The following is a 12,306-nucleotide window of genomic DNA, read 5'->3' as shown; positions in this document are numbered from 1 at the left end:
ATTTCAGACGCAACAACAGACACGGGCTCACCTTGGGGCTACAGGTGAGCGTCGTTGTGCAAGATCATTCAGACATTGAACGGCCCCAAGCCTGACCTGCTGCGCCTGGACGGCGGCGGGCTGCAACGCTCCTTGAGGAAGCCAAGATTTTAACCGCTCACGCTTTTGCCTTGAAGACAACTCGGCGTTTCAGAGGGTTGCGGCCACAAACGGTCTTGCAGCATGCCTTTTGGCACGATGCAGGGGTGAAAACCTGACCATGGTCACGACGGTGTAGGAAGATGTGTCTGGCCGCATGAAAAAATCGAGCCCAACATCAACCTGCTCGCGTCTGTTGACTTCCTGGGCTTTTGGGGCGAATCACCAGCGATCAGCGTTTATCGTTCAATGTTTAGGTCCACCTGGGCCTTGGGCTTCACCGGAGTTTCCTGTCATGCGTTTTCGTCAAATCCTTGTGCTGCTCTTGCTGGCTTTGGCCATGGGTACCTTTGTCGCGTTGGATGCCGGGCGTTACCTCAGCTTTGAGCAGCTCAAGGCCAGCCAGGCCGGATTTGCCCAGTGGCACGCGCAGCAGCCGTTCATGGTGGCGGCGGTGTATTTCGGGGTGTATGTGCTGGCCACGGCCTTGTCGATTCCGGGGGCGGTCATCATCACTTTGGCGGGCGGTGCGGTGTTTGGTTTGTGGTGGGGCTTGTTGATCGTGTCCTTTGCTTCCACGTTAGGGGCCACCTTGGCATTTTTGGCTTCGCGCTTTGTGCTTCGTGACTGGGTGGAGGCCCGCTTTGGCCAACGCTTGGCCGATATCCATGCGGGGGTAGACAAAGAGGGCGCGTTTTACCTGTTCACCTTGCGCCTGATCCCGGTGGTGCCGTTTTTCCTCATCAACCTGTTGATGGGCCTGACGCGCATGAAGACCTGGACGTATTACTGGGTCAGCCAAATCGGTATGCTGGCCGGCACCGCGGTGTATGTGAACGCGGGCACGCAGTTGGCGCAGCTCGATTCGGTGCAGGGCATTTTGAGCCCGGCGCTTTTGGGCAGCTTTGTGCTGCTCGGCAGCTTTCCCCTGTTGGCGCGGCGTGTGGTGGCGGCCATCCAAAAGCGCCAGGTCTATGCCCGCTGGGCCAGCGTGCGCCCTAAGAGTTTTGACCGCAACCTGATCGTGATTGGCGGCGGCGCGGCAGGCCTGGTGTCGGCCTACATCGCCGCCGCCGTCAAAGCCAAAGTGACTTTGATCGAGGCGCACAAGATGGGTGGGGATTGCCTCAACTATGGCTGCGTGCCGAGCAAAGCCTTGATCCGGAGCGCCAAGCTGGCGCACCAGATGCGCCACGGTACGAGGTATGGCCTGAGCGACACCGCACCCACCTTCAGCTTCAGGGCGGTGATGCAGCGCGTGCACGATGTGATCCGCGCCATCGAGCCGCACGACAGCGTGGCGCGCTACACCGGCTTGGGTGTAGAGGTGCTGCAGGGTTACGGCAAGCTGGTGAACCCGTGGACGGTGGAGGTGACCTTGAACAACGGCCAGGTGCAGCGCTTGACTGCGCGGAGCATCGTGATCGCGGCGGGCGCACGTCCCATCGTGCCATCCTTGCCGGGTCTGGATGAGGTGGGCTACGTCACCAGCGACACGCTGTGGGACGCCTTTGCCAAGTTGGACGACATCCCCAAGCGCATCGTGGTGCTGGGCGGCGGGCCCATCGGTTGCGAGCTGTCGCAAAGCTTTGCCCGTCTGGGTGCGCAGGTGACGCAGGTCGAGATGGGCGATCGCATCATGGTGCGCGAAGACGAAGAGGTATCGGCCCTAGCGCGTGACGCTTTGCAGGCCGATGGGGTGCAGGTGCTCACTGCGCACCAGGCGCTGCGCTGTGAGCGCGTGCCTGTGCGCGATGCAGGGCTCCCGCCGGCTGTCACTGCGAGGAGCGACGCGACGCGGCAGTCAATGGTTCGCCACGTTTCGCTCGCGATGACGAAAGAAGACGCGATGACAAAAGAAAATGCGATGCCGCAGGCAGCTTCAATGACCGAAGGCGTTGCCGTCACGGCCTTTGAAAAACACCTGATCGTCGCGCACGAAGGGCAAGAGCGGGCTATTCCATTTGATGCATTGGTTTGCGCCGTGGGCCGTGCGGCCCGACTGCAAGGCTATGGACTCGAAGAACTTGGCGTGCCTACGCACCGCACGGTGCAGACCAATGAGTACTTGCAAACGCTCTACCCCAACATCTACGCCGCAGGCGATGTGGCCGGGCCTTACCAGTTCACCCACACGGCGGCGCACCAGGCTTGGTATGCGGCAGTCAACGCGCTGTTTGGCGACTTCAAATCTTTCAAGGTTGACAACCGCGTGATACCTTGGGCCACTTTCATCGACCCTGAGGTGGCGCGTGTGGGCCTGAATGAGCAAGAGGCCCAAGCCCAAGGCATCGCCTACGAGGTGACAAAGTACGGCATCGACGATTTGGACAGGGCCATTGCCGACAGCGAAGCCCATGGTTTTGTGAAAGTGCTCACCGTGCCTGGAAAAGACCACATTCTGGGCGTGACCATCGTGGGATCGCACGCGGGCGACTTGTTGGCCGAATATGTGCTGGCCATGAAGCATGGTCTGGGCTTGAACAAGATTTTGGGCACCATCCATACCTACCCGACGATGGCCGAGGCCAACAAATATGCCGCCGGTGAATGGAAGCGGGCCCACGCGCCGCAGAAGTTGCTGGCGTGGGTGAAAAAGTTCCACGACTGGCGACGCGAATGAACGCACTGCGCAAATCCGCCTTGGTCCTGCTGGTGCTGGGCATGGCCTGGCTGTCCGCATCCGCCATCGCACAAAGCCTCGCGCCTTTGGTGCCGTCCGATGGTGCAACGGCCAGCACCTGGCGTTTTGTGGGCTTTCCCAAATCCAAAGCCGACATCCCGCCCACGCGCTTCGAGTTGGCCGATGTCCAAGGCGAACGGGCGCTCAAAGTCAGCACCCGCGCTTCCTATGGCACCTGGGTACACGATTTGCCCAAAGTCGCTGCAGGCCGTTTGCAATGGCGCTGGCGGCTGGATCAACCGCTCACCGGTGGCAAAGGCGTGCCCGATATCTTGACCAAAGCCGGTGACGATGCCGCGATCAAGGTGTGCGTCATGTTTGACCATCCGCTCGATCGCGTGTCGTTTGTGGATCGCACCGTGCTGCGCATTGCCCGCAGTCTCAGCGGCGAAGATCTGCCTGCAGCGACGCTTTGTTACGTGTGGGACAGCACCTATCCCGCGGGCCTGCAGGGTCCGAACCCCTACACCCAACGTGTGCGCTTCATCACGCTGCAAGGCAAGGACGCGCCCCTGGCTCAGTGGCTCAGCGAGACCCGTGACGTGGCAGCCGACTTTAGAAGCTTGTTCGCAGACGAGTCCTCTGTCGGCGCCTCTTTGCCCAAAGTGCGCGCGGTGTTGATCGGTGCGGACAGCGACAACACAGGTGGTCAGAGTCTGGGCTGGATCAAGGGGTTGGACTGGGCCCGTTGAAAGAGGAGCCCAAGCGGTCAGCTTTTCGCTGGCTCCTCTTTCTTGTCTTCTTTGGCTTGGATGCCCCCGAGATCGAGCACCGCGTCCGTCACGATGTTCTGCGGCCCCTTCAACAACAAGATGTCGAAGCCGACCCGTTTGTATTGGTGATCGGGTGCGGGCGGACCCAGCTTGACCAAAAGTGGTGTGGGCAAGTCTTCGGGTTTTTCAGAGCTGGGCAGTGGCTGGCGAAGTTTCCAATCCCGCTCTTTGATCCTGGATTCACACTTGTCGCCACGCTTGACCATGCCTCTTGGGCATTCGCCAGGTCCTCGGTTCTCTTCGTAGTACTCCAGAAGCTGGGCTTTTTGCCGGCGACCAAAAAAGGCGTCGGGTACTTCGGGCTTGTCTGTTGGGGCGGTCATGGGCGCTTGCACGATGACCGGCTGCACCATGTTGTTGCCTGAGGCGGCGGGGCCTGGGAGAGGGGCTGGCGCGGCCACCACCGGCGCCGGAGCGGGCGGTGGTTGCGTGACCTCCACAGAGGCGCGGGCTTCCTTGCCTTTGGAGGTGTACATGGCGGCCATCAGCTCGGGATCGTTGGCAATTTTGGCTTCGATCAAACCGTCTACGTTGCCCGCCACTTCAATCGTGTCGGCCGTGCCCAGCCATGTGGCGCGGTTGGAGGCAATGGCGGCCAGCTGCGCTTGCGTGCAGCGCGGGCCTTTTTGCTTCAGCCAGGCGTTCACTTTGGTGATGCGCTCGGCCACATCGTGGGTGAGCAAAGCCAGGGACCTGAATTCGGCGACCAGGCATCCGCCTGCCCGGGCCTGGGCCTGGGCCGGGAAATGGAAAGCCAGCATGGCCGTGACCAAGCCGAGCAGGGAAAGACGCCAGTTTTTCATCAACAGTCCACGGACAGTGCATTTAAAACAGAAAACCACATCCATACATCGGCAATGGGCGAAGAATCTTGAGATGTCGTTGGCGCAATACCTGGTTGCAGGGACACGGGACGCCTCCAGGGTATGCAGTGGGCCGCTTCAGAGTCCTCAAAAGCAGTTGCCCAGATGTCGCCATGCCCCACAGAGGCGCCTTATTTTTGATTGAATTTATTGATTTGATCTAATAATAATGATTTTAATTTCATAAAAACCAACACAGCGTGCTAGAACAAGCAAAGTCACTTGTTTAAAATCAATTAATAAAAATAGGCATTTAAGAAAGAAACCAATTGAAATGATGATTTTGCAAAATTTCCGTATCGGCACGCGGTTGGCGGCGGCTTTCATGATCATCATTGCCCTGTTGGCGGGGGTGACCGTGGTGGGCATGGTGGAATTGTCTGAGGTCACGAAAGACACGCGCATGATTGTTCAGGACCGCTTGGTCAAGCTGCAACTGTCACAAACCATCGAGAACGAGGTCAATCGCCAGTCACGCGCTGTGCGCACTGCCTTGATTTCGCCCAATGACGAGGCCATCGACAAGGAGCTTGAAAAAATCGAAGACTCCAAGCCGCTTGTTGCGCGTGCTCTGGCGGCTCTGGAACAAACCGTGCACACCACGGAGGGCTCTAAAGCGCTGAAAGAAATTCTGGATGCGCACCAAGTCTTTTTGGTGCATGAGCATGCCCTGATCGAGATGATCAAAAAAGGGCAACAAGACAAGGGGCGTCAATACCTGGTGCGTGAAATGCTTGAGCCGCAGAACAGGTATTTGCACAGCATTGAGGCCTTCACCGAACTTGAAAAGAAATCGATTGATGATTTTGCCGCGCACGCTGAAGCGAGTGCGGCCACAGGCTACTTCTACATGCTGGTGATTTCGTCGGCCTCCTTGGTGCTGGCTTTGGTCATCGGTATTTTGATTACCCGTTCGGTCACGCGCCCGCTGGGGGAGTTGGAAGCTCTGATGGTGCAAGTCGAAAAAACCTCGGACTTCGGTTTGCGCAGCGCCAACGTCTCGGGGCGTGATGAAGTGACCCAGACAGTCAAGGCATTCAATCGCCTGTTGGGCGTGCAGCAAGGCGCGCTGAGTGAAGTCGGATCGGTGGTCACGGCGATGTCGGCGGGCGAATTTGGGCATCGCGTAGAAGCCAACTTGGTGGGCGATCTGAACACGCTGAAAAACGCGGTGAATGCCAGTGCAGACAGCATGCAGACCACCATGCAGGCGCTCAGACAAGCCATGCAGGCGCTGTTTGATGGCAACTTCAAGTTCGACAGCCAGGCCCAACTCAGTGGAGAGTTCCAGCAAACGCTGGATCAGGCCATGCTGTCCATGGATGCGTTGAACAGCATGATGTCCGATGTGGGGGCGGTGATGGCTGGGGTCGCCGAGGGGCAGCTCCATCGCAAAGTTCATGCCGAAGCGCGTGGGGATTTGGCGCAATTGAAAAACCACATCAACACGTCCTTGACGGCCATGGCCCAGACCCTCAAGACAGTGCGTCAAGGCAGTGAGCTGCTTGCCGTTCAGGCCGCGCAAACCCGCCAAGCCACCGAGCAAATTTCACAGGGCGCCCAGAACCAGAGCAATTCGATTGGCCAGGTTTCTACGGCGTTGAGCATGGCGGCTCAGTCCATTGCCGATGTGGCTGAAAACACCGAGCTGGCCAGCCAGGAATCTCAAGACTCCGTCAAGAGAGTGCGCAGCGGCAAGGAAAAAATTCAGAACATGATGGCGGTGGTGGACAACATTTCAGTCAACTCCAAAAAGATCAACAAGATTTCTGAAGTGATTGAAAACATTGCCTACCGTACCAATTTGCTCAGCTTGAATGCGGCCATTGAGGCTGCGCGTGCCGGAGAAAACGGACGGGGCTTTGCGGTGGTGGCCGATGAGGTGGGCAAACTGGCGATCAGCAGCGCAGCCAGTGCCAAAGAAATTGCGGTACTCGTCAAACAGGCCGTGGCCGATGCGGTCATGGCCGTAGAGTCCGTCACGGCGGTGGGCAGTGACATGAGCCTGATCGAAAGCGGTGCCACCAAGACCAACGGCATGCTGCAAAGAATTGCTGCTGCGGTCGAACAGCAAAGCAGCGCTGTGCACGAAATCGAAGCCAATGTGAGCCAACTCGATCAGATCGCGCGCAGCAACACCAGTGCTTCAGAGGAGCTGAGCAGCACCTCTTTTGAGCTGGCCAGCATTGCCGACAGCACACGAAAAGAAGTCGCTAAATTTGCTTTCTGAGCGTGCGATTTGTCTGCCGGGCATCCGCGGCAGCTGAACTTGCCTGGCCGCCTAGGCCAGCACTTTCAGCACCTCGGTCAAGTCGCGTCCCGTATGGTGCGGTGCCGGGCCCATCGCCTCGGGTGGCAGGCCCTGGCGGTTGACCCACAGGGTGGTGAAGCCAAACCAGGTGGCGCCCAGTGCGTCCCAGGCGTTGCTGGAAACGAACAACACATCAGCGGGTGCAAAGCCCAAGCGGTCCTGCACCAACTGGTAGCTCGTGGGTGTGGTCTTGAACTGGCGCACGCTGTCCACCGATAACACCGCGTCGAGAAACTCGGCCATGCCCGCACTGCGCACAGCCGACTGCAGCATCTCGGGGCTGCCATTGGACAAAATCGCAGTGGCGATGCCACGTTGGCGCAGGGCCTGTAGCACACCCAGGTTTTCCGGGAAGGCCGTGAGTTCGGCGTATTGCGCCATCAGCGCGTCTTCGTGGGTGGGCGTGTGCGCCAGGCCCAAACGCGCCAGCGCGTAGCGCAGCGACGCGCGTGTGATGTCCCAAAACGATTGGTAATACCGACTGCCTTGGGGGTTGGGGTCACTCAGCGAGATCAGGCGCGTGTACTCGATTTGTTTGTCGCGCCACAACACCGACAGGGCCGCGCCCTGGCCGGGGTACAGCTTTTCGGCCAAGGCGCCGATCGAATACACATCGAACAGTGTGCCGTAGGCATCGAACACCACTAACTGGATAGCCATGGCTTAACCGCCTCCTCGGTGGGTGTGTAGATCAAAGAATTTTTGCCGTGCGTAACGCGCCGCATCGTCCAGCCCCTGAAACGCAAAATGCACCTGCAACTGCGGAATGCGCAGCAGCGCGATGCAGCGATCGGGCAAGGGTGACCACTGCAAACTGAGCGAGCCCTCAGACCAGGTCGCCACACAGCGGCCCTGTTCCGCGTCCACCGCCAGCTGGGCATCCGGCAAGGAGCGCGGCAACCAGCTGATCAGCTCGGCCGCGGTGCAGCCCATGGTGCGGTCAAATTGTTCGGGAACGTGCGAGGGCGTCATGCGGCAAAAATCCGGTGAAGGATGCACATTGTCGAGGATGTCTGCGCCAAGGCCTGCGCCTAAAGTGACGGTTGATTTGACGGGTGTCAGGCGACTTTGTAGGCTGCAAAGCGCTCGTCTACCACGGTGCCAAAGGCGTGGTTGGAGAAGTTGCTGAGCACCTTGACCGAGATCGCCAGCACGATGTAGAGCAAGTCGCTTTCTTTGTAGCCCGCTGCCAAAAAGGCCTGCACAGCGGCGGCATCGGGTTGACCATTGGTTTTGACCATGGTGGTGGTCATGGCGTAGAGCGCGGCCAGTTTGGCGTCGGCCATGGGCTGGCCTACGCGGATGGCCTGCAGCGCGTCGGGGGCGAGTTTGGAGACCTTGTCTGCAATCATGCTGTGCGCGGCGGTGCAATAGGTGCAACCATTGGCTTGGCTCACGGCCAAAAACACCACCTCTTGCTCGGGCGCGGTCAGGCCGGACTCCTGGCGGAACAAAGCATAACCATGCAAGTAGGTGCTGAGCACGGCAGGCGCATTGGCCATGTTGGCGTACATGTTGGGGATGAAGCCGACCTGCGCCAAGGCGGTGTCGAGGATGGCTTTTTGCGCGCCTTGTGCGCTGGCGTGGTCAATCGGCTTGAGGTTCTGGATGAAGGCTTGGGTCATGGGGGCTCCGGATTGTGTGTGTGAAGGAATGGTGATCGTATAAGCCCAGCACGCTTCGGAATTGACCATTCGTCTCAGGGTCTTGACAGTGTGTGGGCGTATACGCGTGATGCATGGCGTGGCCTGTCAGAATCAGACGAAATCTTGGACGAAAGAACCTCATGCAGCAACACGACTTTGACTTTTTTGTGATCGGTGGCGGCTCGGGCGGTGTGCGTGCCTCGCGCGTGGCGGCCAGCCTGGGGGCCAAGGTGGGCATTGCCGAGGGCTTTCGCTACGGTGGCACGTGCGTGATCCGGGGCTGCGTGCCCAAGAAGCTGTTGGTGCAGGCCTCGCATTACGCCGAAGACCTAGAAGACGCGGCCGGTTTTGGCTGGACCGTGCCCCCGGCCTCCTTCGATTGGCCCCGCTTGGTGGCGGCCAAGGAGCAAGAGATCACGCGCTTGAGCGGCATTTACGAAAACTTGTTGAAGAACTCGGGCGTGCAGATTTTTCAGGGCCATGCCCGTTTTGAAGACCCGCACACGCTCAGCGTGAATGGCCAGCGCATCACGGCGCGCCACATTTTGATCGCCACGGGCGGCACGCCCGCCTTGCCCGACATCCTGGGCATCGAACACGCCATCACCTCCAACGAGGCCTTTGATTTGCCCACCTTGCCACGTCGTGTGTTGGTGGTGGGGGGCGGTTACATCGCGGTGGAGTTTGCGGGCATCTTCAACGGTCTGGGCTCCGAAGTGACGCTGATCCACCGGGGCGCGCAGTTGCTGCGCGGCTTCGATGGCGCGGTGGCGCAGCACCTGCATGAAGAGATCGCGCGCAAGGGCATCCGCGTCCTGACCGAAACCCAGGCCGCGTCCCTTGCGCGGATGGCTGACGGCCAGATCGCGGTGCAGCTGCATGGCGCTGTGACGGGCGCAGAGCACTTCGATGCCGTGATGTACGCCACCGGCCGCACACCACAAACCGAAGGCCTGAACCTGGCCGCAGCGGGCTTGAGCGCAGCCCCGGGCCGAGGTGTCAAGGTGGACGCTTTTGGCCAAACCGCGGTGTCGCACATCTACGCCGTGGGCGATGTGACCGAAGGCATCGCCTTGACCCCGGTGGCGCTGGCGCAAGGCGGTGCGGTGGCCCGCAGCCTGTTTGGCCCGCAGCGCCAAGCGGCGCAGCTGGGCCATGTGGCGTCAGCGGTGTTCAGCCAACCCCCGATTGGCACGGTGGGTTTGAGCGAAGAGGCGGCGCTGGCCCAGTACGGCGAGATCGACGTGTACGAATCGCGCTTCAAACCCATGCGCCACACGCTCTCGGGCCGCCCCGAAAAAACCTTGATGAAACTGGTGGTCGACACCGCCAGCCAGCGCGTGTTGGGTGCGCACATGGTCGGGCCGGATGCGCCCGAGATCGTTCAGGGCCTGGCGCTGGCGTTCAACCTGGGGGCGACCAAGGCCGACTTTGACGCCACCATCGGCATCCACCCGACATCGGCCGAAGAGTTCATGACGATGCGCGACAAACGCACGGTGCGCCGAGGCGGGTGATTGCCAGCAGGCCACTACCGCATTTTCATGACCTGACGGGCATTGGCCATGTCTTCCAGGCAAAGTCTCTCTTGTGAGTTTTGCAAAAGTTGAACTGCGTTTCGGCGAATGCTTCGAGCTACGTTGATTTCGGCTTCTGTGACCTTGGCATCATCACGGAGATTCAGTACGCGAAGCGCACCGGTTCCATATTGATTCGTGATGGTCTGATCCAGTTCGGCAATTTCTTTTTCGCATTGGCTTTTGTATTGCGGCACGGGTGGCTTGAGATGCCAGCGGTAGTAGTAATTTCCAAATGCCAACAACAGCACAAAAGCACCTATGAAAATTTTTCCGGTGTGGTTGAAAATGAGTTCTCTCATGGTGCATTCACTCGCCAATCATCGAAGTTGTTGCAAAGCTTGCCAGTGGTTTGCTTCTGATTCGGTCAACCGCAGTTCATCCGCCAGAGAAGACCTGATGAGGCGCAGCAATGTGTCCGTCCGTGGCTCGATGGTGCCCGCAAAGCACCACAAACCTGTGCTGCTCCAAATCACGATGATTGGGAAGTCCTGTACATCGATGTCAGACAGCGCCTCATCGTGATCCTCAATGTCTGTCCAGTGCCATTTGTGTTCAGGTTGTTCGGACTGTACGCTCAGAAACGTGGTTTTGAATTCACGACAAATCACACACCACTCAGCGCAAAGGCACCAAATGGTCAAGTTGTGTGGATGTTCGGATGTGCACATGACAAAAATGGATTTTGAACAATCCATCGTAGGCGTGAATTTTGCAAAATCTGTACCTCAGACGCTCAAGCAGTTGACCGAAAGTCTCAGTGCTGAGTTTGAGGTCCGCCTTTTGAGGTCGCCATCAACCAGGCGCCTGGTGAAATGCCCAATTCACGGACAAAGGCGCGGGTGAATGCGCTTGCGCTGCCATAGCCTACGGCGTGCGCTGCTTGCTGAATGCTCTGGCCCTGCTGCATCAGCTGCTGGGCGGTCTGGATGCGCCACTGGCTCAGGTAGTGTGCTGGGGTGTGGCCCAGCACGGCCTTGAAGTGGTGCGCAAAACGCGCACGCGACATGCCTGCGGCAGCGGCCAGGCTGGGCAAATCCCAGTCTTGTGCCGGATCGTCGTGCACGGCGCGCAAGGCCTTGCCCAGCCTCGGATCGGCCAAGCCCGCCAACAAGCCTCCCGAGGTGATGCCCTGGGCCATGCAGTGGCGCAGTAGCTGGAGGATTAGCACTTCGCACAAGCGGTCGAGCACCGCCTGGCGGCCTGGCTGCTCCTGAAAAGCCTCTTGTCGCATCAGGCCCAGCAAGGCCCCCACGCCCGGGAGAGCCGACAGAGGCACCTGCACCACATCGGGCAGCGAGGCGCTGACCGGGTTGTGTACCCCGCCGCCCAAGGTGATGGTGCCGCACACCACGTCAGCCCCCGCACCATCATCAGCCGACAGCCTGTGCCATTGAGGGCGTGGCAAGAACAGCACGGTTGGTTCGGTCAGGTGCACATCGGCTTGCCCCAGCATGTGCAGCGTGATGGGCCCGCGCTCGATCAGGTGAAGGTGTCCCTTGAACACATCGTGCTCGAAATCGTGCAGGCCGCAGAGGTTGCCGCTGTAGAACACACCTGCCCGCAGGGCAATGCGTGACAAGACCGAACTCAGGGCGTCCATGTGTGGGGCTCTTCGCAGGTACTCACACCAAGTGCCCGGTTTTCACTAGGATCAAGCAGCCCTCGCGGCTGAAAGGCTTGTGCTGGCTCATGTGGGGGCTGCGCAGCCAGCTGCCTGCGGGGTAGTCGCCGTGTTCGTCAGAGAACACGCCTTCGACCACCAGAATCTCTTCGCCGCCCCAATGCCGGTGTGGGTCGAAAAACGTCTGCGGTGCCCAGCGCACCAGCGCGGTGTTTTGGGTCTCGAAGGTGTTCAGGGGCAAGACCTTGAGGCCCTCCACCAGGCCCTGACGCCATTCGCTGCTTCGGGTGTCGATGACCACGCGTTTGTCGTCGCGGGGGTCCAGGTGGCGCAGCTTCACAAACAAGGTGCAGCCCTCGGGCGAGTACGGCGCATGCGAGCTGCCCACCGGGTTATGGATGTAGGTGCCGGGGCCGTACACCCCGTGCTCGTCGTGCAGTGTGCCCTCGAGCACCCAAATTTCTTCACCCCCACCGTGCGTGTGGCTGGCAAAGGCCGAGCCCGGTGCGTAACGCACGATGGACGTGGCGCGGGCCACTTCGCCGCCGTTGCGCTCGAGCATGCGGCGCGACACGCCCGATGAGGGGGAGTCCACCCAGTCGAGCGAGGGGCTGTGCACGACGCAGCGCTGGGCCAGATCGGCGTTCAGTGTGATGGGGTGGGTGAAGTGTTCTGTGGTCATGTTGTTGGA

At 59.8% G+C, this 12,306-nt stretch carries 12 protein-coding genes and 1 riboswitch; of the genes, 4 read left to right on the top strand and 8 right to left on the bottom strand.

Going from position 1 to position 12,306, the window contains the following annotated elements; translation table 11 throughout:
* Nucleotides 1-39 precede the first annotated feature (39 nt).
* Nucleotides 40-140, bottom strand: a riboswitch (S-adenosyl-L-homocysteine riboswitch).
* Between the two features lie 293 nt (nt 141-433).
* Together ACHEXL_RS13095 and ACHEXL_RS13090 are read left to right on the top strand one after the other, a co-directional pair.
* Nucleotides 434-2,761: an FAD-dependent oxidoreductase gene (locus tag ACHEXL_RS13095; protein ID WP_416559839.1), complete on the top strand. Its 2,328-nt coding sequence runs from the start codon at nt 434-436 to the stop codon at nt 2,759-2,761.
* Complete coding sequence (locus tag ACHEXL_RS13090; protein WP_416559838.1) at nt 2,758-3,513, top strand: DUF3047 domain-containing protein; 756 nt, start codon at nt 2,758-2,760, stop codon at nt 3,511-3,513. The genes ACHEXL_RS13095 and ACHEXL_RS13090 overlap by 4 nt, the downstream gene beginning before the upstream one ends.
* Nucleotides 3,514-3,530: 17 nt before the next feature.
* On the opposite strand, the gene ACHEXL_RS13085 is transcribed toward ACHEXL_RS13090, so the two are convergent.
* Nucleotides 3,531-4,397: a hypothetical protein gene (locus tag ACHEXL_RS13085; protein ID WP_416559837.1), complete on the bottom strand. Its 867-nt coding sequence runs from the start codon at nt 4,395-4,397 to the stop codon at nt 3,531-3,533.
* 334 nt (nt 4,398-4,731) lie between these two features.
* Here ACHEXL_RS13085 and ACHEXL_RS13080 point away from each other — a divergent pair, with 334 nt between their 5' ends.
* Entirely contained in the window at nt 4,732-6,687 is a 1,956-nt protein-coding gene (locus tag ACHEXL_RS13080) for a methyl-accepting chemotaxis protein (protein ID WP_416559836.1), read from the top strand.
* A 51-nt stretch (nt 6,688-6,738) separates the two neighbouring features.
* Here ACHEXL_RS13080 and ACHEXL_RS13075 read toward each other — a convergent pair whose 3' ends face one another.
* From ACHEXL_RS13075 to ACHEXL_RS13065, 3 genes are all read right to left on the bottom strand, one after another.
* Entirely contained in the window at nt 6,739-7,428 is a 690-nt protein-coding gene (locus ACHEXL_RS13075; RefSeq protein ID WP_416559835.1) for a haloacid dehalogenase type II, read from the bottom strand.
* 3 nt (nt 7,429-7,431) lie between these two features.
* The gene (locus tag ACHEXL_RS13070) at nt 7,432-7,740 is read right to left on the bottom strand and encodes a hypothetical protein (protein ID WP_416559834.1); all 309 of its coding nucleotides are present in this window, start codon (nt 7,738-7,740) and stop codon (nt 7,432-7,434) included.
* Between the two features lie 86 nt (nt 7,741-7,826).
* Entirely contained in the window at nt 7,827-8,393 is a 567-nt protein-coding gene (locus tag ACHEXL_RS13065; RefSeq protein WP_416559833.1) for a carboxymuconolactone decarboxylase family protein, read from the bottom strand.
* A 161-nt stretch (nt 8,394-8,554) separates the two neighbouring features.
* Between ACHEXL_RS13065 and gorA the strand changes: the two genes are divergently transcribed.
* Nucleotides 8,555-9,931 carry a glutathione-disulfide reductase gene (gorA, locus tag ACHEXL_RS13060; protein WP_416559832.1) on the top strand — a complete coding sequence of 459 codons (1,377 nt, stop codon included), beginning with the start codon at nt 8,555-8,557 and terminating at the stop codon, nt 9,929-9,931.
* A 14-nt stretch (nt 9,932-9,945) separates the two neighbouring features.
* On the opposite strand, the gene ACHEXL_RS13055 is transcribed toward gorA, so the two are convergent.
* From ACHEXL_RS13055 to ACHEXL_RS13040, 4 genes are all read right to left on the bottom strand, one after another.
* Nucleotides 9,946-10,293 carry a hypothetical protein gene (locus ACHEXL_RS13055; RefSeq protein WP_416559831.1) on the bottom strand — a complete coding sequence of 116 codons (348 nt, stop codon included), beginning with the start codon at nt 10,291-10,293 and terminating at the stop codon, nt 9,946-9,948.
* Between the two features lie 18 nt (nt 10,294-10,311).
* A complete protein-coding gene (locus ACHEXL_RS13050) occupies nt 10,312-10,662 on the bottom strand; it encodes a thioredoxin (RefSeq protein WP_416559830.1) in 351 nt (116 codons plus the stop codon).
* A gap of 86 nt (nt 10,663-10,748) precedes the next feature.
* Nucleotides 10,749-11,594, bottom strand: coding sequence for an AraC family transcriptional regulator (locus tag ACHEXL_RS13045; RefSeq protein ID WP_416559829.1), 846 nt, complete (start codon nt 11,592-11,594; stop codon nt 10,749-10,751).
* Nucleotides 11,595-11,616: 22 nt separating this feature from the next.
* Nucleotides 11,617-12,297 (bottom strand): cupin domain-containing protein, encoded by a 681-nt coding sequence (locus tag ACHEXL_RS13040; RefSeq protein ID WP_416559828.1) that lies wholly within the window; start codon nt 12,295-12,297, stop codon nt 11,617-11,619.
* Nucleotides 12,298-12,306 lie beyond the last annotated feature (9 nt).

Origin of the sequence: Limnohabitans sp. YIMB22184 (assembly GCF_048020265.1) — a bacterium.
Classification (GTDB): domain Bacteria; phylum Pseudomonadota; class Gammaproteobacteria; order Burkholderiales; family Burkholderiaceae_C; genus Limnohabitans_A.
The sequence above is the reverse complement of the archived record's forward strand: the minus strand, read 5'-3'. Positions and strand labels throughout refer to the sequence as shown.